This window comes from Streptomyces sp. NPDC002092, from assembly GCF_053593775.1.
Genome location: NZ_JBSFDG010000003.1, coordinates 49,032 through 74,719 on the forward strand (window position 1 = coordinate 49,032; position 25,688 = coordinate 74,719).

The 25,688-nt window shown below is 69.5% G+C and carries 29 protein-coding genes; 22 read left to right on the forward strand and 7 right to left on the reverse strand.

Going from position 1 to position 25,688, the window contains the following annotated elements; genetic code table 11:
- Window positions 1–95 precede the first annotated feature (95 nt).
- Window positions 96–1,118, reverse strand: a complete 1,023-nt coding sequence (locus tag ACWCRD_RS07580) for a LacI family DNA-binding transcriptional regulator (RefSeq protein WP_450965010.1) — start codon at window positions 1,116–1,118, stop codon at window positions 96–98.
- Between the two features lie 97 nt (window positions 1,119–1,215).
- The gene (locus ACWCRD_RS07585) at window positions 1,216–1,995 is read right to left on the reverse strand and encodes a winged helix-turn-helix transcriptional regulator (protein ID WP_450965011.1); all 780 of its coding nucleotides are present in this window, start codon (window positions 1,993–1,995) and stop codon (window positions 1,216–1,218) included.
- Between the two features lie 182 nt (window positions 1,996–2,177).
- Between ACWCRD_RS07585 and ACWCRD_RS07590 the strand changes: the two genes are divergently transcribed.
- The 7 genes from ACWCRD_RS07590 (at window position 2,178) to ACWCRD_RS07620 (ending at window position 7,468) form a co-directional block, all read left to right on the forward strand.
- Window positions 2,178–3,041, forward strand: coding sequence for an alpha/beta hydrolase (locus tag ACWCRD_RS07590; RefSeq protein ID WP_450965012.1), 864 nt, complete (start codon window positions 2,178–2,180; stop codon window positions 3,039–3,041).
- Window positions 3,042–3,096: 55 nt separating this feature from the next.
- On the forward strand, window positions 3,097–3,351 hold the full coding sequence (locus ACWCRD_RS07595; protein WP_450965013.1) for a MoaD/ThiS family protein: 255 nt from the start codon (window positions 3,097–3,099) through the stop codon (window positions 3,349–3,351).
- Between the two features lie 2 nt (window positions 3,352–3,353).
- Entirely contained in the window at window positions 3,354–4,451 is a 1,098-nt protein-coding gene (locus tag ACWCRD_RS07600; RefSeq protein WP_450965014.1) for a hypothetical protein, read from the forward strand.
- Window positions 4,452–4,735: 284 nt separating this feature from the next.
- A complete protein-coding gene (locus ACWCRD_RS07605) occupies window positions 4,736–5,482 on the forward strand; it encodes an LmeA family phospholipid-binding protein (protein WP_450965015.1) in 747 nt (248 codons plus the stop codon).
- A gap of 401 nt (window positions 5,483–5,883) precedes the next feature.
- Entirely contained in the window at window positions 5,884–6,723 is an 840-nt protein-coding gene (locus tag ACWCRD_RS07610; protein ID WP_450965016.1) for a sulfurtransferase, read from the forward strand.
- Between the two features lie 59 nt (window positions 6,724–6,782).
- Window positions 6,783–7,070 carry a DUF1416 domain-containing protein gene (locus tag ACWCRD_RS07615; RefSeq protein ID WP_030052146.1) on the forward strand — a complete coding sequence of 96 codons (288 nt, stop codon included), beginning with the start codon at window positions 6,783–6,785 and terminating at the stop codon, window positions 7,068–7,070.
- Between the two features lie 134 nt (window positions 7,071–7,204).
- A complete protein-coding gene (locus ACWCRD_RS07620; RefSeq protein ID WP_099929824.1) occupies window positions 7,205–7,468 on the forward strand; it encodes a DUF3099 domain-containing protein in 264 nt (87 codons plus the stop codon).
- A 57-nt stretch (window positions 7,469–7,525) separates the two neighbouring features.
- On the opposite strand, the gene ACWCRD_RS07625 is transcribed toward ACWCRD_RS07620, so the two are convergent.
- Window positions 7,526–7,888 carry a DsrE family protein gene (locus ACWCRD_RS07625; RefSeq protein ID WP_450965017.1) on the reverse strand — a complete coding sequence of 121 codons (363 nt, stop codon included), beginning with the start codon at window positions 7,886–7,888 and terminating at the stop codon, window positions 7,526–7,528.
- Between the two features lie 71 nt (window positions 7,889–7,959).
- Between ACWCRD_RS07625 and ACWCRD_RS07630 the strand changes: the two genes are divergently transcribed.
- The 6 genes from ACWCRD_RS07630 to ygfZ all read left to right on the forward strand — a co-directional run bounded on the left by ACWCRD_RS07630 (window position 7,960) and on the right by ygfZ (window position 12,865).
- The gene (locus ACWCRD_RS07630) at window positions 7,960–8,790 is read left to right on the forward strand and encodes a hypothetical protein (RefSeq protein WP_450965018.1); all 831 of its coding nucleotides are present in this window, start codon (window positions 7,960–7,962) and stop codon (window positions 8,788–8,790) included.
- On the forward strand, window positions 8,787–9,647 hold the full coding sequence (locus tag ACWCRD_RS07635; RefSeq protein WP_450965019.1) for a hypothetical protein: 861 nt from the start codon (window positions 8,787–8,789) through the stop codon (window positions 9,645–9,647). Before ACWCRD_RS07630 ends, ACWCRD_RS07635 begins: the two co-directional genes overlap by 4 nt.
- Entirely contained in the window at window positions 9,644–10,549 is a 906-nt protein-coding gene (locus tag ACWCRD_RS07640; protein WP_450965020.1) for a hypothetical protein, read from the forward strand. Before ACWCRD_RS07635 ends, ACWCRD_RS07640 begins: the two co-directional genes overlap by 4 nt.
- Window positions 10,550–10,800: 251 nt before the next feature.
- The gene (locus tag ACWCRD_RS07645) at window positions 10,801–11,376 is read left to right on the forward strand and encodes an FABP family protein (RefSeq protein ID WP_344399504.1); all 576 of its coding nucleotides are present in this window, start codon (window positions 10,801–10,803) and stop codon (window positions 11,374–11,376) included.
- Window positions 11,377–11,451: 75 nt separating this feature from the next.
- Window positions 11,452–11,889: a Fur family transcriptional regulator gene (locus ACWCRD_RS07650; protein WP_099929821.1), complete on the forward strand. Its 438-nt coding sequence runs from the start codon at window positions 11,452–11,454 to the stop codon at window positions 11,887–11,889.
- A gap of 10 nt (window positions 11,890–11,899) precedes the next feature.
- A complete protein-coding gene (gene ygfZ, locus ACWCRD_RS07655) occupies window positions 11,900–12,865 on the forward strand; it encodes a CAF17-like 4Fe-4S cluster assembly/insertion protein YgfZ (RefSeq protein ID WP_450965021.1) in 966 nt (321 codons plus the stop codon).
- 15 nt (window positions 12,866–12,880) lie between these two features.
- On the opposite strand, the gene dtd is transcribed toward ygfZ, so the two are convergent.
- The gene (gene dtd, locus ACWCRD_RS07660) at window positions 12,881–13,306 is read right to left on the reverse strand and encodes a D-aminoacyl-tRNA deacylase (protein WP_450965022.1); all 426 of its coding nucleotides are present in this window, start codon (window positions 13,304–13,306) and stop codon (window positions 12,881–12,883) included.
- Window positions 13,307–13,473: 167 nt separating this feature from the next.
- On the opposite strand from dtd, the gene ACWCRD_RS07665 reads away from it, so the two are divergent.
- Both ACWCRD_RS07665 and ACWCRD_RS07670 read left to right on the forward strand, forming a co-directional pair.
- Window positions 13,474–14,121, forward strand: a complete 648-nt coding sequence (locus ACWCRD_RS07665; protein WP_450965023.1) for an RsiG family protein — start codon at window positions 13,474–13,476, stop codon at window positions 14,119–14,121.
- 399 nt (window positions 14,122–14,520) lie between these two features.
- Window positions 14,521–15,777: a GNAT family N-acetyltransferase gene (locus ACWCRD_RS07670; RefSeq protein WP_450965024.1), complete on the forward strand. Its 1,257-nt coding sequence runs from the start codon at window positions 14,521–14,523 to the stop codon at window positions 15,775–15,777.
- Window positions 15,778–16,014: 237 nt separating this feature from the next.
- Here ACWCRD_RS07670 and ACWCRD_RS07675 read toward each other — a convergent pair whose 3' ends face one another.
- A complete protein-coding gene (locus ACWCRD_RS07675; protein WP_450965025.1) occupies window positions 16,015–16,200 on the reverse strand; it encodes a hypothetical protein in 186 nt (61 codons plus the stop codon).
- Between the two features lie 247 nt (window positions 16,201–16,447).
- Between ACWCRD_RS07675 and ACWCRD_RS07680 the strand changes: the two genes are divergently transcribed.
- Window positions 16,448–17,287, forward strand: coding sequence for a winged helix-turn-helix domain-containing protein (locus ACWCRD_RS07680; RefSeq protein WP_450965026.1), 840 nt, complete (start codon window positions 16,448–16,450; stop codon window positions 17,285–17,287).
- 54 nt (window positions 17,288–17,341) lie between these two features.
- On the opposite strand, the gene ACWCRD_RS07685 is transcribed toward ACWCRD_RS07680, so the two are convergent.
- Window positions 17,342–17,530: a hypothetical protein gene (locus ACWCRD_RS07685; RefSeq protein WP_030941504.1), complete on the reverse strand. Its 189-nt coding sequence runs from the start codon at window positions 17,528–17,530 to the stop codon at window positions 17,342–17,344.
- 184 nt (window positions 17,531–17,714) lie between these two features.
- Here ACWCRD_RS07685 and ACWCRD_RS07690 point away from each other — a divergent pair, with 184 nt between their 5' ends.
- Window positions 17,715–18,596: a GntR family transcriptional regulator gene (locus tag ACWCRD_RS07690; RefSeq protein WP_450965027.1), complete on the forward strand. Its 882-nt coding sequence runs from the start codon at window positions 17,715–17,717 to the stop codon at window positions 18,594–18,596.
- Window positions 18,545–19,333 carry an HAD family hydrolase gene (locus tag ACWCRD_RS07695; RefSeq protein ID WP_450965028.1) on the forward strand — a complete coding sequence of 263 codons (789 nt, stop codon included), beginning with the start codon at window positions 18,545–18,547 and terminating at the stop codon, window positions 19,331–19,333. The genes ACWCRD_RS07690 and ACWCRD_RS07695 overlap by 52 nt, the downstream gene beginning before the upstream one ends.
- Here the strand turns inward: ACWCRD_RS07695 and ACWCRD_RS07700 are convergent.
- Window positions 19,324–19,506 (reverse strand): hypothetical protein, encoded by a 183-nt coding sequence (locus ACWCRD_RS07700; protein ID WP_450965029.1) that lies wholly within the window; start codon window positions 19,504–19,506, stop codon window positions 19,324–19,326. The genes ACWCRD_RS07695 and ACWCRD_RS07700 overlap by 10 nt on opposite strands.
- Before the next feature lie 185 nt (window positions 19,507–19,691).
- Here ACWCRD_RS07700 and ACWCRD_RS07705 point away from each other — a divergent pair, with 185 nt between their 5' ends.
- The 4 genes from ACWCRD_RS07705 to ACWCRD_RS07720 all read left to right on the forward strand — a co-directional run bounded on the left by ACWCRD_RS07705 (window position 19,692) and on the right by ACWCRD_RS07720 (window position 25,667).
- Window positions 19,692–20,561: a GntR family transcriptional regulator gene (locus ACWCRD_RS07705; protein ID WP_450965030.1), complete on the forward strand. Its 870-nt coding sequence runs from the start codon at window positions 19,692–19,694 to the stop codon at window positions 20,559–20,561.
- A gap of 215 nt (window positions 20,562–20,776) precedes the next feature.
- A complete protein-coding gene (locus tag ACWCRD_RS07710) occupies window positions 20,777–22,939 on the forward strand; it encodes a phosphotransferase (RefSeq protein ID WP_450965031.1) in 2,163 nt (720 codons plus the stop codon).
- 33 nt (window positions 22,940–22,972) lie between these two features.
- The gene (locus ACWCRD_RS07715) at window positions 22,973–23,578 is read left to right on the forward strand and encodes a TetR family transcriptional regulator (RefSeq protein WP_450965032.1); all 606 of its coding nucleotides are present in this window, start codon (window positions 22,973–22,975) and stop codon (window positions 23,576–23,578) included.
- A 67-nt stretch (window positions 23,579–23,645) separates the two neighbouring features.
- Window positions 23,646–25,667 carry a HelD family protein gene (locus tag ACWCRD_RS07720; protein WP_450965033.1) on the forward strand — a complete coding sequence of 674 codons (2,022 nt, stop codon included), beginning with the start codon at window positions 23,646–23,648 and terminating at the stop codon, window positions 25,665–25,667.
- Window positions 25,668–25,688: the final 21 nt, after the last annotated feature.

The following is a 25,688-nucleotide window of genomic DNA, read 5'->3' on the forward strand; positions in this document are numbered from 1 at the left end:
AGAAGCCCGGCAGAACCTTGTTTGCCCGATATAAAGAGGCTTCTCGCAGCCCGGCGGGAGCCTTCAGGCAACTCTCATGTGCCGGTGCACGGCCCTCAGGTGCAGCCGCAGGAGGTCCGCGCGACCAGTCGTGACGGGAACTGCTTGAGCCGTTCCCGCCGCGCCCCCGCCACCCTGAGCCCGTCGTCGAGTACGAGGTCCACGGCCGCCCGGGCCATCGCGGAGCGGTCCGAGGCGATCGTGGTCAGGGGCGGGTCGGTCAGCGCCGCCTCCTTGATGTCGTCGAACCCGGCCACCGCCAGCTGGCCCGGCACATCGATCCGCAGCTCGCGGGCGGCCCGCAGCACGCCGATCGCCTGGTCGTCGGTGGAGCAGAAGATCGCTGGCGGCCGCTGCGGCCCGGAGAGGATGTCCAGCGCCACGCGGTACGCGTCGTAGCGGTTGTACGGCGCCTCGAAGAGCCGCCCCTCGGTGGAGATCCCGGCCTCGCCCATCGCGCGCCGCCAGCCCTCGACGTGGTCGGAGACCGGGTCGCCGACCGCCGGGGTCTCGGCGGTGCCGCCCATACAGGCGACGTATTCGTAGCCGTGCTCGATGAGGTGGCGTACGGCGAGCTCGGCGCCGCCCAGGTCGTCGGTGACGACGGCGACGTCGTCGATGGCCTCGGGCCGCTCGTGGAGGAGGACGACCCGGGCGTCCCAGGCGTCGATCTCGGCGGCGGCCTGGTCGTTCAGTGCATGGCTGACGAGGATGAGGCCGGAGACCCGCATGCCCAGGAAGGCGCGCAGGTAGTGGACCTCGCGCTCGCTGACGTAGTCGGTGTTGCCGACGAGCACCATCTTCCCGCGCTCGGAGGCGGCCTGTTCGACCGCGTGCGCCATCTCCCCGAAGAAGGGCTGGCGCGCGTCCGGGATGATCAGGCCTATGAGGTCCGTACGCCGGGACGCCATCGCCTGGGCGACCCGGTCCGGTCGGTACCCCAGCTCCTTGATGGCGGCGAGGACACGCTCGCGCGTGGCCGGGGCGACCGGCCGGGGTCCGTTGTTGATGACGTAACTGACGACGGCGGTCGAAGTTCCCGCCAGCCGCGCCACATCATCCCGAGTCACCTTGGCCACGCGCGGAGTCTACGCGGATATACCTGCTCTGGGCAGGGCGAGAAGGAGCTTGCCTCCACGCCTTCTGTGCGGAAGCAATGCCCCTTGCGGCGGTCCGCTATGCCTCGGCCGACACCTCGGCGGTGTCCAGAGCGGCGGTCTCGTCCGCATCCTCCGCCTTTGCCCGGTCTGCCTTGGCCTTGACTTCGTCGGAGACGCGATCGGCCTTCTCAGGAGTAACGAATCGATAACCGACGTTCCGGACGGTCCCGATCAGCGACTCGTGCTCGGGGCCCAGCTTGGCGCGCAGACGCCGTACGTGGACGTCGACCGTCCGGGTGCCGCCGAAGTAGTCGTAGCCCCAGACCTCCTGCAGCAGCTGGGCGCGCGTGAAGACGCGGCCCGGGTGCTGTGCGAGGTACTTGAGGAGCTCGAACTCCTTGAAGGTGAGGTCGAGGACCCGCCCCTTGAGCTTCGCGGAGTACGTCGCCTCGTCGACCGACAGGTCGCCGTTGCGGATCTCCATGGGGGAGTCGTCGTTGACGATCTGCTGCCGGCCCATGGCCAGCCGCAGCCGCGCTTCGACCTCCGCCGGTCCTGCGGTGTCGAGGAGTACGTCGTCGATGCCCCAGTCGGCGGTGACGGCCGCGAGGCCGCCCTCGGTGACGACGAGGACGAGCGGACAGCCCGGACCCGTGGAGCGCAGCAGCTGGCACAGGCTGCGGACCTGGGGCAGATCACGGCGGCCGTCGACGAGGATGACGTCGGCACCGGGGGTGTCGACGAGGGCGGGGCCCTCCGCCGGAGCCACTCGCACGTTGTGCAGGAGCAGGCCGAGGGCGGGGAGCACCTCCGTCGACGGCTGGAGGGCATTGGTCAGGAGCAGCAGAGAACTCATACGTCTGGTTCCTCCTCGGTCCCTGCGAGGACGTGTGTGGTGCATCACCTGCTCTGCGATCCCGAAAGGCCCGTACACCTGCGGTCAACTGGCGTTTCCCGCTTCGTATACAACGCTTCCGAAAGCACAAAAGGACCCGGGGGCTACGCTGCCCGAGTCCTCTGCCCAGCAGAATAGCCCACATGAGCATTGGTTCGGCAGGTCATGTGGCCCGATCCACCGTTCGTCCGAATCTTGAGACGGGCAGAGGGGGGCCTTTCCGTACGTTTCTGCGCACGGACGACGGGGTTGCGATCGATTCCGTATACAACCGGGGTGCGGTCGTATACGACGCCTCCACGACACCTTCCGTTGTTCCGGTGTTCGTCGTCGCCCACGGGTTCACCGGCGATGTGGACCGGCCGCATGTTCGGCGGGTGGCGGAGGCGTTCGCGCAGTACGGGGCCGTGGTCACGTTCTCCTTCCGCGGCCACGGCGCCTCCGGCGGCCGCTCGACGGTCGGCGACCGGGAGGTCCTGGACCTGGCGGCCGCGGTGGAGTGGGCGCGGGGGTTCGGGCACGCGCGCGTGGTGACCGTCGGCTTCTCGATGGGCGGCTCCGTGGTGCTGCGCCACGCGGCGCTGTACGGAAAGGGGCGCGAGGGGCGCACCGAGGCGGCGACGGACGCCGTGGTTTCGGTGAGTGCCCCCGCCCGCTGGTACTACCGGGGCACCGCCCCTATGCGGAAGCTCCACTGGCTGGTAACGCGGCCCGAGGGGCGGCTGGTGGGCCGCTACGGATTCCGTACCCGGATCCACCACCGGGAGTGGGACCCGGTACCGCTGTCGCCCGTGGAGGCCGTGCCGCGGATCGCCCCGACGCCGTTGCTGATCGTGCACGGCGACCGGGACGGCTACTTCCCGGTCGACCACCCGCGCATGCTGGCCGACGCCGCCGGTGACCGGGGCGAACTCTGGCTGGAGCACGGCATGGGCCACGCGGAGCACGCGGCCACCGACGACCTGCTGGCCCGTATCGGGGCCTGGGGTGCCGCGCAGGCGGGCTAGCCTGACGGTGTACACAGCCGATCCACAACTTGTCGATCACTACTTGAGGAACCGGATGTCAAAGGTCACGGTGCGCTTCTGGGCCGCCGCGAAGGCCGCGGCCGGGGTCGCCGAGGAGCCGTACGACGCGGCCACCCTCGCCGAGGCGCTCGACGCCGTGCGCGCGCGACACCCCGGAGAACTCACGCGCGTCCTGCAGCGATGCTCGTTCCTCATCGACGGTGATCCCGTGGGCACCCGCGGACATGAGACGGTACGGCTGGCCGACGGCGGCACGGTCGAGGTGCTCCCGCCGTTCGCAGGAGGGTGACGATGACCGACCAGCCGTACGAGGGTTCGTACGACGCGTACGACCCGTATCAGCAGCAGGCGTACCAGGGATACCAGGGGCATCAGGGGTATCAAGGGCATCAGGGGCATCAGGGGCATCAGGGGTACGACGACCCGCACGCCGCCCAGGCTCAGCAGTACCAGCAATACCAGCAGTACACGCAGCAGTGGCAGGGGCAGACCTGGGAGGCGGCACAGCCGCAGGGGTATGCCGGCGCTGCAGTGGACCCTGGGTACGAGGCGCCCGGCGGTGGTGCCCGAGGCGGTGAGGAGCCTGACGAGGACTCCGACCACGGACCCGCCACCGTCGCCGGCGACTCCCGGCTCACGGACGCCCAGCGTGCCCGTGAGGAGGGACGTTCCCCGATCATCGAGCCGGGCATGCAGCCGGCCGGGCTCACGGCGCTGCTCGGTCTGCTCGTGTCCGGTGCGGCGGCGGTCGGCTCGTACGCCCTGCTCGTCCCGCTCGTCGCCCTGCAGGCGGTCACCGCGGCGGGCTGGTTCCGCCTGAACGGCATGTGGCCGGCCCGGCAGGGCATCGCGCTGGCCTTCCTGGGCGCGCTGGCCGCGGACGTCGCCCTGCTGGTGGCGGGCCGGGAGAACGCCCCCGCGGCGATTCTCGGCACCCTCGGCGTCTGGGTGCTGCTCTCCCTGGTCCTGCAGCTGCGCTCGCACGCGGACCCGGACGAGCGGATGTACGGCCTGATGGCGACCGTCGCCTCGGCGGCGCTGTCCATCGTCGCGGCCGGGTACCTCGCGGCCGAGCCGGAGGCGGTGACCGTCGGCGCGGCGGCCGTGGCGGTGGCGGTCCTGGCCCGTGCCCTGCCGCTGCCCACCCCCGCGTCGATCGTCGTCTCGCTGCTCGCCGCGGCGGGGGCGGGCATCGCGGTCGGCGGGATGACCGGCTTCGGCGCAAAGGGCGCACTCCTCGGCGCGGGCGCGGCAGTCTGCGCCCTGATCGGCCACCGCGTGGCCAGCTACGACTACCCGTCGAGATTCGTCCACTTCACAGCAGGCGTGGCCCTACCCCTGACGGCGGCGGCACCGGTGGTGTTCGTACTGGGCCGGGCGCTGGCGTAACTCAGCCCGTCCGGCGGTTGAGGCCGGGAGGTGAGCGGCGGGCGCGTTCTGGCTGCCGGTCCGCACAATTCAGCCCGTCCGGCGTTTGAGGACGAGGCCCTTCAAGGGCCGGAAGCGGGGGTCTGGGGGCGGCAGCCCCCAGGGGCGCGGCCCGCACCACCACCGGCACCCCTGTCACAGCTGATCGACAATTCCCCGGCCAAAGCCCCCCGCAGGGTTACGCTCGCGCTGGACGGCCACCCGGCCGTCACAACCGTTGTCCACCCAGGTGGGGGAAACACCGCATGCGCGCCCTGCGAATACTTCTGATCGTCGTCGTGGTCCTGGGCGGCCTCTTCGTGATCGCGGACCGCGTAGCGGTCCACTTCGCCGAGAACCAGGCGGCGGACAAGGTGAAGACCACCGAGAACCTCGCCACCACCCCGGACGTGTCCATCAAGGGCTTCCCCTTCCTCACCCAGGCCGCCTCCGGCGAACTGGACGACGTCGAGATCGGCATCAAGGACTACGAGGCCGACACCGGCACCGCCACCGGCGGCAACGGCGGCCCGAAGGCGATCCGCATCGACGACCTGAAGGCCGACATGAAGGGCGTCAAGTTCTCCGGCGACTACAGCTCCGCCACCGCCGCCACCGCGACGGGCACCGCCACCATCGCCTACGACGAACTCCTCAAGGCCGCCAAGTCCGAGCCGACGCAGATCTTCCCCGGCATCAACGCCCAGGTCGTCGGCCTCTCCGACGGCGGCAACGGCAAGATCAAGGTGGACATCAAGGTCACCGCCGCGGGCGCCACACAGACGTACCCCGTGCTCAGCTCGGTGACCGTGGACGGTGACTCCGTCAAGGTGCACGCGGACAACCTGCCCAAACTGGTCGTCGACCTCGCGGACGCCCGCATCCGGGCCATCACCGACTTCCAGCAGACCATCCACCAGCTCCCCGGCGGTGTGAAGCTGGACAGTGTGCAGGCTGCGACGAATGGCGTAGAGATCACGGTGAAGGGTTCGAACGTCAAGCTGGCGGGGTAGGACGACGGGCGGTGGACGCGGAGTGTCCGAGGAGTGAGACGTGGACGTCCGCACGGCAGATGTGACGACCGGTGCATCCGCCCCGGAGCCCTGCCAGGGTGGTTCCACCGGCGACCGTATCTCACATGGCGGACGATCGCATCTCACCATACGACATGCCGGTGACACGCCCCGCTGTCCGTCCCTACGATCGGGACCTATGAAGCGACAGGCGGATCTCACGAAGCGGCGGGCAGTAGACCTGTGCCGTGTCGCCGCCATGCTCTGTCGCACCTTCTGAGCGGACGGCGCAGACCTCCGCATCCCCAGCCGCCCTGCCATGGGCACCCGTGCGCGACCCCGGCCCCACCGCCGGAGGCAACCCGCACGCCCCGCCGCAACTGCCCCGGAGGAGAAAGAGCATGAGCCGCAGCGACGTCCTGGTCGACGCCGACTGGGTCGAGGCCAACCTCGACAACCCGAACATCGCGATCGTGGAGGTGGACGAGGACACGTCCGCCTACGAGAAGAACCACATCAGGAACGCGATCCGCATCGACTGGACCAAGGACCTTCAGGACCCGGTCCGCCGCGACTTCATCGACCAGGAGGGCTTCGAGAAGCTCCTGTCCGCCAAGGGCATCGCCAACGACACGCTGGTGATCCTCTACGGCGGCAACAACAACTGGTTCGCGTCCTACGCCTACTGGTACTTCAAGCTGTACGGCCACGAGAGCGTCAAGCTGCTCGACGGTGGCCGCAAGAAGTGGGAGCTGGACGCCCGCGAGCTGGTCGAGGAGGTCCCGGAGCGCACCGAGACCACCTACAAGGCCAAGCCCCAGAACACGGCGATCCGTGCCTTCCGTGACGACGTCGTCGCCGCGATCGGCTCGCACAACCTGGTCGACGTCCGTTCGCCCGACGAGTTCTCCGGCAAGCTGCTCGCTCCCGCGCACCTGCCGCAGGAGCAGTCGCAGCGTCCGGGTCACGTCCCGTCCGCGCGCAACATCCCGTGGTCGAAGAACGCCAACGACGACGGCACCTTCAAGTCGGACGACGAGCTCAAGGAGCTCTACGCCGAGGAGCAGGTGGACCTGTCCAAGGACACCATCGCCTACTGCCGCATCGGTGAGCGCTCGGCCCTGACCTGGTTCGTCCTGCACGAGCTGCTCGGTGTCGAGAACGTCAAGAACTACGACGGCTCGTGGACCGAGTACGGCAGCCTCGTCGGCGTCCCGATCGAGCTCGGCGCCAACAAGTAAGACCCCACCCGCAAATCCCGACCGGCCTTCCTCCGGTCAGACCCCTCTTGGAGAAAGACATGTGTGGAGCGAAGGCCGGCGGCCCGGACGCCTCGACGATCAAGCCCGGTGAGACCACCATCCAGGGCCAGGTGACGAAGGACGGCGAGCCCGTCGTCGGCTACGTGCGCCTGCTGGACTCGACCGGAGAGTTCACCGCGGAGGTCCCGACCTCCGCCACCGGGCAGTTCCGCTTCTACGCCGCCGAGGGCACCTGGACCGTACGCGCCCTCGTCCCCGGCGCCACCGCGGACCGCACGGTCGTCGCCGAGCAGGGCGGCCTCGCGGAGGTCGCGATCGCGGTCTGACCCGCCGACCGTCCAAGGGCCGCACCCTCCGGGGTGCGGCCCTTCGGCGTGCGGGGCGGCCGGCCCTGCAGCTGCGGGTGTCTGAGGACTCGGCGTCCGCGCCGAACCGGTGTGCCCGGGCCTACGCTGGAAGCATGCTGGCACGTCGGCGTCACGTTTATTTCGCCATGATGGGCACCTGCATCACGCTGTTCGTCCTGGCCTGGGGAGTCGTACGCATCTGGTCGGTCCCGGTGGCGGTCGGGATGTGCGTGGTGGCGATGGTCATCCCCCCGGTGGCCGCCATGGTCGCCAACCGCCGGGGACCGGACGACCGCTGGTGGGACGATCCATCCGGCGACCCGAAGTCCGACGAGTGGTGGGACGAGCTGGACGGCAAGAAGCGCCCGAGGCCCTAGCGGCTCGGTGGGCCGGCCCCAGGGGTCCGGCTCAGTAGACCGGCTCCGTAGACCGTCTCAGTAGACGAGAGCCTGCGTCTCGTCCCCCAGGGCCTCCTGAACGAACACCTGCGCCCCCGCGATCCGTACGCCCTCGATGACGTCCTTCTCCGTGATGTCCCGGCGGGCCGCGCACTGGGTGCACAGGGTGACCTGGCCGGCGGCGAGGACCGCGTCGAGCAGGTCGGGCAGCGGGGCCGCGTGCGGGAGTTCGAACTCGGCGGCGCGGCCCGGCAGGGCGAACCATGCGGACTCGCCGGTCAGCCACAGGGAGACATCGACTCCACTGGCCACGGCCACCGCCGCCACCGTGAACGCCTGCGAGCACCGCTCGGGCGCATCGGCCCCCGCCGTCACCTTGATCACGAGCTTCTTCGCCATGGCCGAATCGTAATCAACGCCCCTACAACCAGCGGTGTCGCCCATGGGTCTCCTGTGAGCGCGCGTACGGAATGCGCGCTTCAAGTTTGTGGGGGGACGTGTTGGAAGTACCCGAAGAGGTGGTCGAAGCCCCGGTTGCGGAGGTTGCGGAGGTTGCGGAGGTTGCGGAGGTTGCGCCGGATGCGCCCGCCGTGCCCGGCCGCCGCGGCCGCGCCGCTCTGCTCATCGCCGGCGCCGCACTCCTCGGCGTGGTCACCGGCACCTGCACCGGCTATCTGATCCAGGCCGACCGCAGCCCGACGGCCCTGCCTCCGCTGTCCCAGCCGAAGCTCGCCCAGGCGACGGGCAAGGCACCCGAGCCGCTCTCCGCCGCCCAGGACCGCCAGGTCAAGACCGACGGTGACCTGCGCAAGCTGCTGCTGAAGAAGCCGGGCGGCGCGAAGACGGCGGCCTGGCTGGGCGGCGGCGACGGCTGGATGGACCTGACCGAGTACGCCGAGGACTTCGAGAAGCCCGGCACCATGTTCGGCAACCTCGTCCGCGACGAGTTCCGCCGCGCGGCCGTCACCGGCTGGGAGACCGACGGCAGACAGACGGTGGAGATCCGGCTGGTCCAGTTCCGCCAGCAGGAGGCCCTGGAGGCCGCCCACTCCAGCGACAACAGCCGGTACTGGGCGGACCGGAAGTCCGCCACCGACAGCTGGTCCGTCCCCGGGACGGGGAGCGGAATGGCGTACGTCCACAACCGTCCGGACACCAAGGCCGGCTATGTGCCGCTGTACAGCGCGGAGGCCCACGCCTACCGCGGTGACATCGCCATGGAGGTCTGGATCTACGACACCAAGCCGATCACCAAGGCCAGGATCATGGACCTGGCCGAGCGGCAGATGGAGCGGCTGTGAGCGAGAACGTCAGCGAGCCGGTCGAGCCGGTCGAGCCGGTCGAGCCGGTCGAGCCGGTTGAGCCGGTCGAGCCCACCGGCGCTTCCGAGCAGCCCGCTGCCCCCGTCGGCAAGCCCCGCCGTCGCGGCCGTGTCGCCGCCGTCGCCGGGTCCGCCCTGCTCGCCGTGGCAGTGGCCGTCGGCGTCGGCTACACCGTCGTCACCGTGAACGGCGCCGATCGCGACGCCGGTGCGGCCGTCTGGGAGTTCCCGAAGCAGAAGAGCGCCGACAGCGAGAAGAAAGCCCGCGCCAAGGGGCTCTCCGGGATGCTCCTGACCTACACCGACGGCTGGCAACGCGGCCCCGACCTCGGCAATTTCGCCGCCGACACCGAGCTCAGCGGTGCCCAGGCCACCGCCCTGCGCAAGGAGTCGCTGCGGAACCTGCCGCGTACCCAGCGCAGACAGCTGGAGAAGCTGATCGACAAGCAGCACATCGAGGGCATGGCGATGCGCAGCTACGTCAAGGGGGCCGGCAGCGAGTTCTTCTCGGACACCGCCGTCGCCGTGAACATCCAGCTGTCCCAGATGAAGGACAGGGCCGCCGTCCGGAACATCTCGGCGTCCCAGAACGAGTTCCTCGACAGGCTCGACGTCTTCCGCAAGGGCCCGAAGGTCGAGGGCTACAAGGAAGCCGCGTGCTTCCTGCCGCCCAAGGACTCCGGCGAGGACCTCGAGGCGATGTTCTGCTCCGCCTACCGGGGGAACGTGCTGGTCACCGTCACCGCGGACGGAGTCAAGCCGTTCGACTCCAAGGGGATCGCGGAGCTCCTGAAGGACCAGCTCGACCGCATCGCCGAGCCCGGAGAGGCCGTATGACCGAGCAGACCGAGCCCACAGTGCAGACCGAGCCCGTCGTGCACACCGAGCCGGCAGTGCTGGCCGAGCCGCCGGCCGTCGTGGTCCCGTCCCACGAGCCACCGGCCCCGGTCCAGGACCCGGCCCCTGCCCCGGCGAAGAAGAACCGCCGCCTCCTGCGCGCGGCCCTGCGCTGGACCGCCGCCGTCGTGGTGTTCGCGGCGGCCGGTGCGGGCACGGCGTACGGCATCACGTCGATGAAGCGGACCGACGTACCGGGACTGGCGACGCAGTCGGACGGGCGCTGGGACTACCCGACGCTCGTCAGGCCGCCGCTGCCCTCCGGCAGCCCGGGGCCCTTCGCCGAGGACAACACGGCCGGTGCCCACTACGCCGACCTGCGTGAACTCGTCCTGCCCGCACCCGAGGGAGCCGTGCAGGACCAGAAGCTGCGCGGCAAGGACGGCTGGCTGGCGACGAAGGACTTCCTGGCCGAGTACCCGCCGGGGTCCGCCCGCGAGGACCTGCGGCAGGAGTTCGTCGACCGTGGTCTGCGGCACATCGCGGCCCGCGGCTGGACCACACCGGACGGCACGCGCACCCGCGTCTACCTGCTGCAGTTCGGCACGGCGGAGGTCGTCGAAGATCTGTTCTCCCACGAGGCCCCGATCGACGGCCCCCGACATCCGCTGCGCGGCACGGACGGCTTGGTCTTCGACACGGACTTCCCGGCCGAGGCCCACGACCACAACGTCAACTACTCCGTCTACATCGAGAAGAGGCCGCGCGGCGCCGAGCAGACCCGGCAGGGATACCTCTCCGCCGGTGACGTCCTCGCGGTGATCCTGCAGTCCAGGAAGGGCGCGGCGCAGGCCGTACCGTTCCGGCAGACGGTGGCCCTGCAGAGCGAGCTGCTCGGCTGACGTCCGCCCGAGTCCCGCTTGGGCGTACCTCACAAGGAGTGCCGGGCCCCGGCCGCGTAAGCTGGGGCCCGGCCTTTGTGTACCGCCCATCCTCAGCTCATCAAGGAGCACCCCGTGCTTGAGGCATTCTTCGAAGCCCTGCTGGTCCTGGTCTGCGTCGGCGTCCTCGCCTTCGCCGGGCTGACCGTGAAGAAGCTGTACCAGGGCCAGCGCTGACCCCCATCAAGGTCCCACCAAGGAACTGCCGACCCATGATCGAGATCCCGTCCGACCTCCACAAGGACCTCGTCCCCCTCGCCTTCCTGCTCGGCAGCTGGGCGGGCGCGGGCGTGCACGACTTCCCCGGTGCCGAGAAGTGCAACTTCGGGCAGGAGGTCACCTTCAGCCATGACGGCCGGGACTTCCTGGAGTACCAGTCCCGCACCTGGGTGCTGGACAACGACGGCAACAAGGTCCGCCCGCTGGAGTCCGAGCACGGCTTCTGGCGCATCGACGCCGACCGCAAGGTCGAGGTGACGATGGTCCGCGACGACGGCGTCGTCGAGATCTGGTACGGCGAGATGGCCGACAAGAAGCCGCAGATCGACCTGGTCACGGACGCGGTGGCCCGGACGGCCGCCTCCGGCCCGTACAGCGGCGGCAAGCGTCTGTACGGCTACGTCAAGAGCGACCTCATGTGGGTCGGCGAGAAGCAGACCCCCGAGGTCGAGCTGCGCCCGTACATGTCGGCGCACCTGAAGAAGGTCGTCACCCCGGAGGACGTCGAGCGCTGGGCCAAGGCCCTGCCGGACGACATGCCGGACGACGGCATCGCGTTCTTCAAGTAGTCCGGCCGCATCGAGCAGCCCCGTCGCGTTTTTCAGGTAGTTCTGACAAGTACAAGTAGTTCTAGACTCTTCGGTGTGGTGAGCACCGACTGGAAGAGCGACCTCAGGCAGCGCGGCTACCGGCTGACGCCGCAGCGGCAACTCGTGCTCGAAGCCGTGGACGCCCTGGAGCACGCGACCCCCGACGACATCCTCACGGAAGTGAAGAAGACGGCGTCGGGGGTCAACATTTCCACCGTCTACCGGACGCTGGAGCTGCTGGAGGAGCTGGGCCTCGTCAGCCACGCCCACCTCGGGCACGGGGCACCGACGTACCACCTCGCCGACCGTCACCACCACATCCACCTGGTCTGCCGGGACTGCCAGAACGTGATCGAGGCCGATGTGTCGGTGGCCGCCGAGTTCACCGCGAAGCTGCGGCGGGAGTTCGGCTTCGAGACGGACATGAAGCACTTCGCGATCTTCGGCAGATGCCGGGACTGCTCGCTGAAGAGTTCAACTACCGAGTCGTAGGCTTGGGCATATGAAGAGCCCCCTCCTGTCCCTGCCCGGCGCCGTCCCCGCCGAGGGCGTGGACGAAGGCGTCGCCGCCCACTACGGCGAACTGTTCCGCGAGCAGCGCGCCCTCGCCGACGGCACCGGCTTCGTCGATCTCTCGCACCGCGGGGTCGTCACCGTCACCGGCGAGGACCGCCTGATGTGGCTGCACCTGCTCCTCACCCAGCACGTCAGCGACCTCCCGGCCGGCCAGGCCACCGAGGCGCTGATCCTGTCCGCGCACGGGCACATCGAGCATGCGCTGTATCTGGTCGACGACGGCGAGACGGTCTGGGCGCATGTCGAGCCGGGGACCCAGGACGCACTGATCGCGTACCTGGAGTCGATGAAGTTCTTCTACAAGGTCGAAGTCGCCGACCGGACGGCCGAGTTCGCGGTCGTGCACCTGCCGGCCGGTTCGATCGCGGAGGTGCCGGAGGGCGTCGCCGTACGCGAGACGCCGTACGGCCGCGACCTGTTCCTCCCGCGCACGGACCTCGAGTCGTACGCGGAGAAGGCCGGCCCGCCCGCCGGAATCCTGGCCTACGAGGCCCTGCGCGTCGAACACCACCGCCCGCGGCTGGGCTTCGAGACCGACCACCGCACCATCCCGCACGAGCTGGGCTGGATCGGTACGGCGGTGCATCTCCAGAAGGGCTGCTACCGGGGCCAGGAGACGGTGGCGCGGGTGCAGAACCTGGGGAAGCCGCCGCGCCGCCTGGTCTTCCTGCACCTGGACGGCAGCGAGGTCCACCTCCCCACCCCCGGCACGGAGATCCGCCTCGCGGACGAGGACCCCGACGGCCGCAAGATCGGCTTCATCACGACCTCCGTACGCCACCACGAGCTGGGCCCGGTCGCACTGGCGCTGGTGAAGCGCAACGTGCCGGTGGACGCGCGGCTGGTGGCGGGGGACACGGCGGCCGCGCAGGAGACGGTCGTAGAACCGTAGGCGCAGTGGCCGGCGCTAGATCTCCACGAGCACGGTGAAGGGTCCGTCGTTGGTCAGCGAGACCCGCATCTGCGCGCCGAAGCGCCCGGTCTCGACCGTCGCTCCGAGGGACCGCAGCTGGGCGACGACCTCGTCGACGAGGGGTTCGGCGACATCGCCGGGGGCGGCGGCGTTCCAGGTGGGACGACGTCCCTTGCGGGCGTCCCCGTACAGCGTGAACTGGCTGATGACCAGGAGTGGCGCATCGACGTCACTGCAGGACTTCTCGTCCTGGAGCATGCGGATCGACCACAGCTTGCGCGCGAGTTGGGCGGCCTTCTCCTTGGTGTCCTCGTGCGTCACCCCCACGAGGACACACAGCCCCTCGCCGATGATCTCGCCGACCGTCTCGCCGCCGACGACGACACTCGCGCCGTCCACTCTCTGCACCACTGCACGCATGAACCCATCATGCCGTGCGCCCGGAATCAGGTCCGAGGGGGCTGAGGAGGGCTTCTTATTGATCCTTAACCCCCCATCTGGGGCCGATCGGGGGCACTCGGTCACATAGCGGCCACTTGGGGTGGCACGATGCTTGCACACGCCGGTCGAGGGGACGGTTGAGGCACATGAGCACATCGAGTATTGGGCAGCCTCCTGGGGCAGTCTCATTGATTCGTACGGGGGAGCGAACGCCGATGCGTCCGCCCACTCAGCGGACGGACAGCCCGGACAGCGCGACCGGCGGGGGCGGTGGCGAGGGCCCGGGCGGCCCGCAACTGCCCGCGGGGCCGCCCATGCACGACCTGGCCTTGCTGAGCCTGCCCGAGCTGCGCACCCTGCGCCGGGACACCCAGCGCGAGGAGGCCGACCTCAGTTATGTACGGCGGCTGCTGCAGGGCCGTATCGACATCCTGCGGGCGGAACTGGCCCGCCGCTCCCCGGCGGGTGCGGGCTCCGTGGTCGAACGGCTCCCGGAGATCCTCACGGACGCCCCGGCCCGCCACCGCTCCTCCGCCCGGCATGTGACGCTGGGAACGCCGTACAACGAGGAGTACGGCCGACTGGCCGCGGACATGCTCGCCGAGGTCGAACTCTCCGACCTGGCCGCCCGCACGGACCTGGAACTGAACACGGCAATGGGCCGACTCGTCCGCTACGAGCAACAGGTGTCCCTCAGGCGCCAACGCCTCCAACGCACAACGGACGACTGCAGCGGCGAAATCACCCGCCGCTACCGCGAGGGAGAGGCACAGGTCGACGACCTGCTCACCTGACCACCGTGGCCCTTCGAGGCGGACAACGGGGGCGCCGGGTTGCCGTTGCGTACCCCGCGCCGGGCGGTACCACCCGCGGGCCGTGCCCGACGTAGCGCCGGACCAGGCGAAGCCCACATCTCACGGCCCGTCCGGCGTACGGGCCCGCATCTCACAGCCCGTCCGGCGTTTGAGGGCGAGGCCGTTCAGGCCGATCGGGGTCCGGGGCGGAGCCCCGAAACGGGGTGCAGGGGCGGAGCCCTGCGAGCGGTGCAGGGGACGCAGTCCCCGCCGGGGTTCAGGGGCGGAGCCCCTGGCGGGGTCGAAGGGGCGGCAGCCCCTGGGGACGGGAAGGGTAGGGGCGGCGGGGGCGAGGAAAATCCACGCGACACCACCCCACGCTGCACCTACCGTGATCCCATGACCCAGGCGCACCCCGACATCGACGTCCGCCCGATCACCGAGCCCGAGTTCCCCGAGTGGCTCCGCGCCGTAAAAGTCGGGTTCGTGCAGCAGCCCCAGGTCGGCGAACCCGAACTCGAAGCCCGCCGCCCCCAGTTCGAGCCGAATCGATACATCGGCGCCTTCGACGGCCCCCGCTGCGTAGCAACCTTCCGCTCCTTCGAGCAGCAGGTCACCGCAGTAGGCGGTACCCCCGTCCCGGCCAACGCCATCTCCGCGGTCACCGTCACCGCCACCCACCGCCGCCGCGGCCTGCTCACCCGCATGATGAACCGGGACCTCGCGGCCGCGAAGGAGCGCGGCGACCTCGTGGCCACGCTCATCGCCGCCGAGTACCCGATCTACGGCCGCTACGGCTTCGGCCCCGCCACCACGGCCGCCGAGTGGACCGTGGACGTCCCGCGCACAGGCCTCGACCCCCGCTGGTCCGGCCCGGCCGACGGCGGCCGTGTCGACCTCGTGGACCCCGAGGACGTACGCAAGCTCGGCCCCGAACTCCACGACCGCGTCCGCCGCACCACCCCCGGCGCCGTCACCCGCGGCGACCGCTGGTGGCAGCAGCACACGGGCGAGGTCCAGGTCGACCCGAAGTGGACCGAGCCGTTCTTCGCCGTGTACCGCGCCCCGGACGGCGAGGTCGAGGGCCTGGTCGCCTACGAGGTCGACGACAAGTGGGGCGACGCCAAGCAGCCCCTGGACACGGCGACCGTACGGAGCCTGATCGCGGCGACCCCGGCCGCCGAGCGCGCCCTGTGGAGCTATCTCTGCTCCATCGACTGGGTCACCCAGGTCAAGAGCGGCCAACGGGCCCCGGACGACCTCCTCCCCCTCCTCCTCCCGGACCCGAGGTCCGCCCGTATCACTTCGCAGGCCGACTGGCTGTGGGTGCGGATCCTGGATGTCGTACGGGCGCTGGAGTCGCGGACGTACGAGGGGTCGGGCTCCCTGGTGCTGGAGGTCGCCGACCGCGCCGGCCTGGCGGGCGGCCGCTACCGGCTGGAGGTGTCGGCGCAGGGCGCTTCCTGCACGCCGACCACGGAGAGCGCCGAACTCACCCTCGGCATCGCCGAGTTGGGGCGGCTGTGGCTGGGCGACGAGTCGGTCGTGCGGCTCGCGGCGCTGGGCCGGGTGCAGGAAGAACGAGCGGGCGCCGCCCGAGTGGCCGACGCCCTGCTGCGTACGTCCAGGCGGCCTTGGTGCCCGGACATGTTCTGAGCCCCCTTCCTTCCGACGACGACTGATGACTCATCCGTAGCTGTGCTCTTCAGTTGTGACCGTGCCTTTCACGGGTCGTGCTGTTCAGTTGTGGCTGTACTGGTGAAGCTGTTCAGTTGTCGGTGTTCAGTTGTGGCTGTGCGCTTGGTGCAGACTGGCCGGGCTCCCGGCTCCCCTCCGGAAGGGAGCCCGGTCAGCCGGATCCTGGCTCGGCGAACCCGTCGGGCTCGCCGGGGCTCAGCCGGACTGGGCGAGCAGCATCACGAGGATGACCGCTCCGATGCCGCTGATCGTGGTGTTCCTGGCCTTGAGTCCGATGGACAGGGCGGCGAAGGCGATGATGCCCATCGGCCCGTACTTCCACTGGACGAGGTTCTCGAATCCGACGGCGAGAGCGGCGACGGCGAGGGCGACTAGCGGCATGGCGGTCCCTCCTTCGGGACAGGGATGCGGACCCCTGGTTACGGCCAACCCTCCTGAAGTTTGACCATGTTGTTGAAGTTGGCGACCAACTTCCCTGTACTTATCTCCGCTTGGAAGCGGCTTATAACCACCTTCCCTGGAACTGCCAAAAGATGGCGGGAAGTTGTAGTGTTCGGTCGTGGACCCGAAACACGACTCCGCCAATGGGCGGAAGAGGTCGCAGCGGCCACAGAAGTCCCACAGAGAAGTGGCCGACGAGCTGCGTGCCCGGATCAGGTCGGGCGAGCTCCGTCCCGGCCAGCGCATGCCCACCCAGGCCAGGCTGGCCGACGAGTTCGGCGTCGAGCGCGGCGCCGTACGCCAGGCGCTGCGCATCCTGCAGTCGGAGCACCTGCTCACCAACGTCTCCAAGGGCGCGCCCGCCACCGTGGCCCCCGACCTGGGCCTGGGCTCCACTCCGACCGGCCCCGGAGCCCCGCCGCTGCCCACCATGGTGGCGCTGGCCCCGCGCATAGCGGCCGCGTTCGCGGCACCGCACGTGGAGATAGACGCCCTCTGCCTCACCTCGGTGTCCCTCACCCTCGCGATCGGCGAACCGCTGCGCCAGATCCACGCCGGACAGCTGAAACCGGCCAAGGTGGACGTCCGCCTCCTGCTGCCCAGCAGCGACATCGACCTGGCCTTCCCGACGCCGGTGGACGCGGCCATGGACGGCCGGCTGCAACGCCGCTGGGTCTCCCACCGCAACGCCCAGGTCCAGGTCCTGCGGCACAACCTGCTCGCTCTGCGCTCCACCCACGGCATCGACGTCGACGTCACCTTCCGCTCGTTGCCCTTCACCCCGCCCGTGAAGCTGTACCTGCTCAACGGCATGGAGGCGCTCTTCGCGTACTACACGCTCACGCGCCGCGAGGAGGAGATCGACCACGAGCACCTGGAGATGTACGACGCCGAGGGCACCCAGTCCATGCTGTTCGCCTTCGAACAGGGCGCCGGCCTGCGCGACACCACCTTCGTCGAGCAGTCGCACCTGTGGTTCAACGCACTGTGGGAGACGATCAGTTCGGAGCTTGTGCTCACTGGCTGACGTCTCCCACAGCGACTGGGACAGCGGCCGGTCGGGCCGCGGGTCGCCTTACGCTCATAGAGCGGGCCCCGCGACCAGCAGGGCGAGCACGACGGCCCCGATGGAGCTGACGGCCGGGTTCTTCGCCTTGATACCTATGGTGAGCAGCAGCAGACCGATGATGCCGGTGACGCCGTACTTCCACTGAACGGTCTGCTCGATGCCGACGACGAAGACGGCGGAGAGGAGGGCGAGGACGGGCATGGTGGTTCCCCCTTCGGGCTTCGCGGGCGGGACGGTGCGTGGGGGTGAGGCGGATTCAAGGGAAGCAAAACTTCCACCAACTGAACCAAGTTGGCAACCAACTTCAGCTAAGTTATCCCCACTTGGCAGCTACTTATAAACAAGTCACAAACAACTCCCGGTAGATGGATCCGAGTTGTAGCGTTTGGTCGTGACCCAGGAGAACGTGGCAGTGAACGGCAGCAGAAGGATCTCGCCCCAGGAGATCGCCGACATCCTGCGGGAACGGATCCACAACGGTGACCTCAAGGCCGGAGACCGCCTGCCCACCCAGGCCGAACTGGCGGACGAGTTCGGCGTGGAACGCGGCGCGGTCCGCCAGGCCCTGCGCGCCCTCCAGCAAGACGGGTTGCTCAGCAATGTCAGCAAGGGAAGCCCACCGCGGATCGCGGAGCCGCCGGCGCCCACTCGGGGCGAGCCGCAGCCGACCATGGTGGGGCTGGCGCCGCGGTTGACGGAGGCGTTCTCGGTGCAGCACGTGCGAGTCGACGCCGCCTGTCTGACCGCCGAGACGCTGATGCTGGCGCTCGGCGAGCCACTTCGACGCATCCACGCGGGTGAAATACGCCCCGAGTCGGTCGACGTCCGCATCCTGCTGCCGTCCCGGGACATCACGCTCGCCTTCCCGGTGCCGGTCGACGGCCGCGGCGACGACGACCCGGTCCACCAACGCTGGCTCGCCCAGCGCAATGCCCAGGGCCAGGTCCTGAAGCACAACCTCCAAGCCCTGCGCGCCACGCACGGCATCGACGTCCGGGTCACCTTCCGCGCGCTGCCGTTCACCCCGCCCGTCAAGCTCTACCTGCTCAATGGCTCTGAAGCGCTGATCGGGTACTACATGATCACCAAACGGGAGGAGGAGTGGGACAGCGAAACCCTCGAGATGTACGACGCCCTCGGCGGCAAGTCGCTCCTCTTCTCCTTCGAGCGAAAGGGCGGCCAACGGGACGCCGCGTTCGTGGAGGAATCACAGAAGTGGTTCGACGCCCTCTGGGAAACCATCACGACGGACCTGACACTCTCCTAGTGACTAGTGATACGACGCAGACTGATCCGATGGCGGCACAGACCGAGCGACTGCAGGAGCTGATCGGGCACGCCCGCGTCGTGCTCTGGGACTTCGACGGACCGATCTGCCGGCTGTTCGCCGGGCACTCGGCCGAGGGGGTCGCGACCGACCTGGTGGACTGGCTCGAAGGCCGGGGGCTGCACGATCTCCTCACGGAGGACGAGCGGGACACCGAGGACCCCCATGCCGTACTGCGAGCGGTCGACCGCCGGCACCCCGACAGTGACCTGGTGCTGGAGGTGGAGGAACGTCTCACCCAGGAAGAACTGCGGGCGGTCCCCAAGGCCCAGCCGACCCCGTATGCCGACCCGCTGATCCGCACCTGGACGGCGGTCGGCGCACGGTTGGCGATAGCCACGAACAACTCCCCGAAGGTCGTCCAGGCCTACCTGGCCGGCCGTGGCCTGCTCGACTGCTTCCTGCCGCACATCTACGGCCGCACCCACGACCTGCAGTACCTCAAGCCCCACCCCCACTACCTCAACCGCGCCCTGACAGCCATGGGCGTGGCCCCCACCGGCGCCCTGTTCATCGGCGACACCCCCACCGACTGCGAGGCGGCCCGCAAAGCCGGGATCCCTTTCCTCGGCTACGCGCGTAACGAGCACAAGGAGAAGCTGCTGCGCGGGGCGGGCGCCACCACGGTGGTGGAGTCGCTGGAGCCGGTGCTTAAGGTGGTCAGGGCTCAGGCCTGAGTCATCAGCAGCACGAGCATGACGGCGGCGCCGACGGCGAGCCCCTGGTGACGCGCACGGATACCCACGGCGAGGGTGCTCAGGAGCAGCAGTCCCAGCATGCCCAGCTTTGCCGCCACCAGGGATCCCACGGTGAGCCCGAGGGCCTCCCGGAGTGCCGATAACAGGAGCATGCCCCTCCACCTTCCTGCCATTGTCCTGGAACTTTGCGGTTTGCGGTCCAGTCTGCGGTCCAATTGGACCGGTTGTCGTAATGTGGATGTGCCCTGCCTGATTGATCCCTAATCAACTAGGCGGAGTAACAGGCGACTTGACTGAAAGTGGTGTGTCGGCGGCCGGTCGGCGGTACGGTCGCCGTGTGAGTGAACGGCAGGGCAGTGACGTAGGCGGCAGGGCGTTCCACCGGGTCGCCACTCAACTGCGTGCTCGAATCGTCGACAACACCTATCCGCTTCGCTCCTTCCTGCCGTCCCAGCGCGATCTGGCCGAGGAGTTCGGGGTGTCCCGGGACACCGTTCAGCGCGTGCTGCGGGAGCTGGCTGATGAAGGGTGGATCGAGTCCCGTCAGGGCAGCGGCTCACGCGTGGTGAAGACACCAGGTCCGCAGCCCTCGCAGCCCCGGCCGCATGCGGTGACCGAGACGATCGATTCCCTGCTCGACAGGGCTTTCGAGGAGCCCGAAGTCGCCCTGGACGTCTACACGTTGACGTCGGAGTCGCTGAGTGCGCACATGCAGCTCCAGGCAGAGCGGATCCCCAGGCGCGAGATCGCTCCCCAGCGCATCGCCCTGCGCATGCTGCTGCCCTCCGAGTCCCTTGTCCTGCCGTATCCGCAGGTCAAGGGGGACAGGAAAGACTCGCGTCTCAGGGATCGGCTGCACAACATCACGCGGGACTACACGGCGGCACTGACCAGGCTGTTCAGGGACCTGGAGACCCAGAAGCTCGTACCGTCCGTATCCATTGAGATCCGGCGTGTGCCGCTGATCCCGACGTTCAAGCTCTATCTGGTCAACGGCGTCGAGGCGCTGCACGGGCCGTACAAGGTGATAGAGCGGCAGATCATGCTCGACGACGGCGAAGAGGTCGCCGCTCTCGACGTACTGGGTCTCGGCGCAACTCTCACGCATCACGCCAAGGACGCCGACGACCCGAAATCCGAGGGGACCGTTTTCGTCGACAGCATGCGGGAGTGGTTCGACTCCGTCTGGACGCATCTTGCCGAGTAGGTCAAGAGCCGTGCGCTAGCATGCCGCAATCGTGCGAGCAACCGCTCCCGTGCGTGCGTATATGGGAAGGCGTACAAGCCGACTTCGAACGACCTGACGCGGATGAGTGGCAAACCACCCCTCTGTGCTCACTCCACCGCCACTCCGGTCGTTCGGCACATCACACGGTGCCAAAGTGTTCTCCCCAACCGAACGTGAGTCACCCGGAGCGACCCTTGGTCGACCAAACCGCTGCCTTCCTGGCGTTCGTCACGGATGCCAAGTCGAAGGCACAGGTGTCCAACGGACATCACAACCTGAACTACGTTCACCGGCTGTCGGAGAACGTGGCACGCCTGGTCGGCCAGGAGCCCGGCACATCCGTGATGGTCCGGATAAGGCGCACCGGCGTCCTTCCCGTGGTGATCAGGACCTGGCAGTCCGAGGCGGCGGTGCTCGACGCCGTGCGGGACTCCCTGCCCCATGTGCCCAGGTGCCTGCACAGTGCCCCGGGATTCGCCATCCACAGCTATGCGGACGGCGTTGCGCTGTCCACCATCTGCGGAAACGGTAAGCCCGTCGACGGCCTGCTGATCAAGGCGCTGACCGAACTGCTCGCCCGGCTGACACAGGTACGGCGGGCCGCGCTGCCGTCGCTGCCTGCCGCCTGGCCCGCCGACGACACCGACAGCCAGGCCTTCCTGAAAACCCTGGCCCTGGAGGCGGACAAGCAGATCCGCAAGCGCAACTGGGCCCGGTACGGAGGTCTGTTCAAGGCGCTCGGCATCCCGGAGAGAGCCCTCCTCGGATTCGCCGACCGGGTTCCCACCATGGCCCGCCGGCCCTACCACCTGCTCCACGCGGATCTGCACCGCGACAACGTGATCATGGCTTACGAGCCCGGGAGCACCCCCATAGTTTGCGTCGACTGGGAACTGGCGACCTATGGGGATCCCCTGCACGACCTTGCGACGCATCTGGTGCGTATGCGCTACCCGTCCCACCAGTGGGACGAGGTGATCGACGCGTGGGAGACGGCCATGAGGCGCCACCGTCCCGGTGCGGGGAACGGCATCGCCTCCGATCTGCGCCACTACGTCGACTTCGAGCGTGCGCAGTCCGTGTACCCGGATGTCATGCGGGCCGCGCAGTCGCTGGAGCTGTCGTTCACCCAGAAGAGCCTGGACGAGGCGACGGTCGAGGTGCGCCGGGCGCTGGAGGCGGCGGCGGAGCCGCTCCGGCTCAGGCGGGTGCCCAGGGAGGACGAGATTTCGGGGGCGCTGTTCCGGTGGCTGGCCGCTCGCCACGACGGTAACGTCAGCGGCCGCGACTGGATCGCGAAGGCGTTCGACTGGACGCGGGACAAGCGTGTCAGCCTGCCTGATGGTTTCCAGGAGAGCGATGTGCGCGACGCCCTGCTGGCCGAGGGTGCCGCTGCGGCGGACCGGGTGTTCAAGGGGACCGCGCATCTCAACACGGTGGTTCAGGTACCGCGCCACCCGGACCACCCCCTTGTGGTGCGGCGCAAACTCCCCGGGGTCTGCCCCAGGGAGGCGCGGCACCTGAACGAGCACGCTGTCCTGCTCGCGATCCACGCATCGAAGGCGAACGTGGCGGTACCGCGGATCTTCGCTCTCGGCACGAGCTACCGGGAGGAGCCCTTCGCCCTCCACACCTACGAAGGACGGCCCCCGGACGAACGGCCCAGCCACCCGGTCAAGGGCCTCCTTCCGTACGAGGCGGACGCACTCGTCGATCAGCTCTGCGAACTGACGAAGGTGGACTACCGCGAGATCGACCCCACGGTCGGCCAGGGCGTCTTCTACGTGTGGCTGACACAGGAACTCGTGGATCTGGTCCGGAGCCTGCCGAAGGAGTCGATGAAACTGGCCCGAGTGCTCGGGCTTCCCGATGCATACCGACTGCAGGAGCTGCTGTCCCGGCACAAGGTGCACCGCCGTGAGCCCGCCCTGCTCCACGGCGATCTCAACCCGTGGAACCTGGTGCGCCGCGACGACGATCGGGCCCTGACCATCATCGACTGGGAGATGGCCCTCGTGGGCGATCCGCTCTACGAGTTGGTCCGTCATATACACCTGACGCCGACCAAGCAGGCGATCAGGGAGCGCATGTTCGGCCGGTGGGAGAAGCAGCTGCCCGCGGCAAGCACGCGGAACTGGCGTTGGGACTGGCGTGTCTACCGCGGCATCGAGCTCGTGCGCTCCGCGTACATCGACCTCGACCGGCTGGTCACCGGCGTGGGTCTCGACGCCCCCAACGTCCGGCGGGCCGTGGACTCCTACGGCGAGACCCTGAAGGCCGCGCTGGCGGCCCTCGGCCTCCCCGTCCCCAAGACGGCGAACCCCTATCTCACCCGCGTCCTGGACAAACAGCCCTGACCCGCCCCGCACACACACCCGTACGCTCGTGCCATGAGCGAGATCGGCCTGCGCGAGCGCAAGAAGCAGCGGATGTATCAGACGGTGTCGGACATCGCCATCCGGCTGTTCCTGGAGCGCGGATTCGACGCCGTCTCCGTCGCCGAGGTCGCCGCAGCCGCCGGGATCTCCAAGCCGACCCTCTTTCGGTACTTCCCGGCGAAGGAGGATCTCGTCCTGCACCGGATCGCCGATCACGAGGGGGAGGCCGCCCGGGTCGTCGCCGAGGGGTCCGCGCCGCTCGCCGCGCTGCGGCGGCATTTTCTCGACGGGCTGGAGCGGGGTGATCCGGTCACCGGGCTCAACGACCATCCCGCGGTGCTCGCTTTCCACACCCTGCTGTACGGAACCCCCGCGCTGGTCGCCCGCGCCTACGCCCACCTCGAACGGTCCGAGGCCGCGCTCGCCGAGGCCCTCGGCGGTGGGCTGGAGGGGCGGCTCGCCGCCGGGCAGATCGTTGCCGTGCAGCGGATTCTCGCGATGGACAACTGGCGGCGGATCGCCGAGGGGGAGCGGGTGGAGGACGTACGGGCGGATGCCGTGGCCGCGGCGGAGCGGGCGTTCGGAGTGCTGGCGGCCGGGTTGCCGCACCTCGCCTGAGCGAGCAAGCGAGTGAGACTCCGTAAAATATTTAACTCGGTTACGTTAATTGGGTAGTCTCGTGTCCATGACGTCAGCCGATCCCGCCCCGCCCGCCCTGAGAGAGTCCCTTCTGCGCGAGCGCGCCCATCACGACCGCTGCCGCAGCGCCCTCGGCGCCATGGTCGACGGTGCCCAGGAGCAGGTCGTCACCGGCGAGGACGTCTCCGCCTCCGGTGCGGACGCCGAGGTGCTGGGGTACCGGCTGCGCAGTCGGGCGAAGGAGATGCGGGAGCTGCCCGAGGGGCCGTTGTTCTTCGGGCGGCTGGACACCGCCGAGCAGTCGCTGCACATCGGCCGGCTGCGGATCAGCGAGGACGTCGCCGCCCCGCCGCTCGTCGTCGACTGGCGGGCGCCCGTCTCCCGCGCCTTCTACCAGGCGAGCGCCGGCGACCCGCAGGGCGTCGCGGTCCGGCGCAGGTTCGGCTGGGCCCCCGGCAGCCGCGGTGACTCCGCCGACCTCACCGGTCTGGAGGACGAGCACCTCGACCGGGGCGAGTCCCGGGCGAGCGACATCGTCGCCCGGGAGATCGAACGGCCCCGGGTCGGCCCCATGCGGGACATCGCGGCGACCATCCAGCCCGAGCAGGACGACCTCGTACGAGGGGACCTGGGCGTCTCCGTGTGCGTGCAGGGCGCTCCCGGCACCGGAAAGACCGCCGTCGGGCTGCACCGGGCCGCCTACCTCCTCTACACCCATCCGCAGCGCATGAAGCGCGGCGGGCTGCTCATCCTCGGGCCCAACCGGACCTTCCTCTCCTACATCTCCCAGGTGCTCCCCGCCCTCGGCGAGACCGGCGTACGGCAGTCGACCCTCCAGGAGGAGATCGCCGCGCACCCGGTCAGGGCGACCGACAGCGAGCGGGCCGCCGTCGTCAAGCACGACGCCCGGATGGCTCAGGTGCTGCGCCGGGCGCTGTACGCGCATGTGTCCGGTGACGGGGTCGAGCCCCTTTCCGTGGACGACGGTTCGTACCGGTGGCGGGTCGGGGCCGGCGAACTCGTGCGGATCGTCGAGGGCGTACGGCGTGAGGAGCCGCCGTACGGGATCGGGCGTGAGCGGGTGCGGATGCGGGTCGTGCGGTGCATTCAGGCGCAGGCCGAGCGGCGGGCCGGGCCGCAGTCGAACGCCTGGGTGCAGAAGATCTCGCGGGCGCGGGCGGTCGGGGCGTATGTCGACGCCGTGTGGCCGCGGGTGCGGCCCGAGGAGGTCGTTGCCCAAATACTCGCAGATGAACGGATGTTGGCTGTCGCCGCCGACGGGCTGCTGGACGACGACGAGCAGCGGGCACTGCTGTGGGCCAAGCCTCCGCGGTCGTGGAAGTCGGCTCGCTGGTCGGCCGCCGACCTGGTGCTTCTCGACGAGGTCGCCGGGCTCGTCGCGCATCCGGAGGGCTATGGCCATGTCGTCGTCGACGAGGCGCAGGACCTCTCCCCGATGGAGTGCCGGGCCATCGCGCGGCGCGCGCCGTTCGGGTCGCTCACGGTGCTCGGCGATCTGGCGCAGGGGACCACGCCCTGGGCGGCGCGCTCCTGGGACACGGTCCTGCGGCACCTGGGGAAACCGGACGCGGCCGTGGTGCCGCTGACCACCGGGTTCCGGGTGCCGCGGGCCGTCGTCGCACTCGCCAACCGACTGCTGGAGCGGCTGGACGTCGAAGTTCCGGCGGGGCGGTCCCTGCGCAGGGACGGCGAGCTGAGGGTGCGGGAGGCGGGGGCCGATCTGCCGGGTGCGGTCGTGGACGCCGTACGCGATGCGATCGGGCATGAGGGATCGGTCGGGGTCGTCGCCGCCGACGTCGATGTGGACCGGGTGACACAGGCGCTCGGCGCGGCCGGGATCAGGGCCGCGGGACCGGAGGAGTTGGGCGCCCGCGTGACCGTCGTACCGGCGGCGCTCGTCAAGGGACTGGAGTACGACCATGTCGTCGCCGTCGAGCCCGCGGCGATCGCGGAGGGGGAGGCGCGCGGGCTGCACCGGCTGTATGTCGTGCTGACGCGGGCGGTGTCGCGGCTGGAGGTGGTGCACGGGCGGCCGCTGCCGTTCTAGCCCGGAGGGCCGAGGCCGGCG

Excerpts from the sequence above, each read along its gene's own strand:
- ACWCRD_RS07585 (WP_450965011.1), bottom strand. The coding sequence starts at position 1,995 with ATGAGTTCTCTGCTGCTCCTGACCAATGCCCTCCAGCCGTCGACGGAG.
- ACWCRD_RS07590 (WP_450965012.1), top strand. The coding sequence starts at position 2,178 with ATGAGCATTGGTTCGGCAGGTCATGTGGCCCGATCCACCGTTCGTCCG.
- ACWCRD_RS07595 (WP_450965013.1), top strand. The coding sequence starts at position 3,097 with ATGTCAAAGGTCACGGTGCGCTTCTGGGCCGCCGCGAAGGCCGCGGCC.
- ACWCRD_RS07600 (WP_450965014.1), top strand. The coding sequence starts at position 3,354 with ATGACCGACCAGCCGTACGAGGGTTCGTACGACGCGTACGACCCGTAT.
- ACWCRD_RS07605 (WP_450965015.1), top strand. The coding sequence starts at position 4,736 with ATGCGCGCCCTGCGAATACTTCTGATCGTCGTCGTGGTCCTGGGCGGC.
- ACWCRD_RS07610 (WP_450965016.1), top strand. The coding sequence starts at position 5,884 with ATGAGCCGCAGCGACGTCCTGGTCGACGCCGACTGGGTCGAGGCCAAC.
- ACWCRD_RS07615 (WP_030052146.1), top strand. The coding sequence starts at position 6,783 with ATGTGTGGAGCGAAGGCCGGCGGCCCGGACGCCTCGACGATCAAGCCC.
- ACWCRD_RS07620 (WP_099929824.1), top strand. The coding sequence starts at position 7,205 with ATGCTGGCACGTCGGCGTCACGTTTATTTCGCCATGATGGGCACCTGC.
- ACWCRD_RS07625 (WP_450965017.1), bottom strand. The coding sequence starts at position 7,888 with ATGGCGAAGAAGCTCGTGATCAAGGTGACGGCGGGGGCCGATGCGCCC.
- ACWCRD_RS07630 (WP_450965018.1), top strand. The coding sequence starts at position 7,960 with ATGCGCGCTTCAAGTTTGTGGGGGGACGTGTTGGAAGTACCCGAAGAG.
- ACWCRD_RS07640 (WP_450965020.1), top strand. The coding sequence starts at position 9,644 with ATGACCGAGCAGACCGAGCCCACAGTGCAGACCGAGCCCGTCGTGCAC.
- ACWCRD_RS07645 (WP_344399504.1), top strand. The coding sequence starts at position 10,801 with ATGATCGAGATCCCGTCCGACCTCCACAAGGACCTCGTCCCCCTCGCC.
- ygfZ (WP_450965021.1), top strand. The coding sequence starts at position 11,900 with ATGAAGAGCCCCCTCCTGTCCCTGCCCGGCGCCGTCCCCGCCGAGGGC.
- dtd (WP_450965022.1), bottom strand. The coding sequence starts at position 13,306 with ATGCGTGCAGTGGTGCAGAGAGTGGACGGCGCGAGTGTCGTCGTCGGC.
- ACWCRD_RS07665 (WP_450965023.1), top strand. The coding sequence starts at position 13,474 with ATGAGCACATCGAGTATTGGGCAGCCTCCTGGGGCAGTCTCATTGATT.
- ACWCRD_RS07670 (WP_450965024.1), top strand. The coding sequence starts at position 14,521 with ATGACCCAGGCGCACCCCGACATCGACGTCCGCCCGATCACCGAGCCC.
- ACWCRD_RS07675 (WP_450965025.1), bottom strand. The coding sequence starts at position 16,200 with ATGCCGCTAGTCGCCCTCGCCGTCGCCGCTCTCGCCGTCGGATTCGAG.
- ACWCRD_RS07685 (WP_030941504.1), bottom strand. The coding sequence starts at position 17,530 with ATGCCCGTCCTCGCCCTCCTCTCCGCCGTCTTCGTCGTCGGCATCGAG.
- ACWCRD_RS07700 (WP_450965029.1), bottom strand. The coding sequence starts at position 19,506 with ATGCTCCTGTTATCGGCACTCCGGGAGGCCCTCGGGCTCACCGTGGGA.
- ACWCRD_RS07715 (WP_450965032.1), top strand. The coding sequence starts at position 22,973 with ATGAGCGAGATCGGCCTGCGCGAGCGCAAGAAGCAGCGGATGTATCAG.
- ACWCRD_RS07720 (WP_450965033.1), top strand. The coding sequence starts at position 23,646 with ATGACGTCAGCCGATCCCGCCCCGCCCGCCCTGAGAGAGTCCCTTCTG.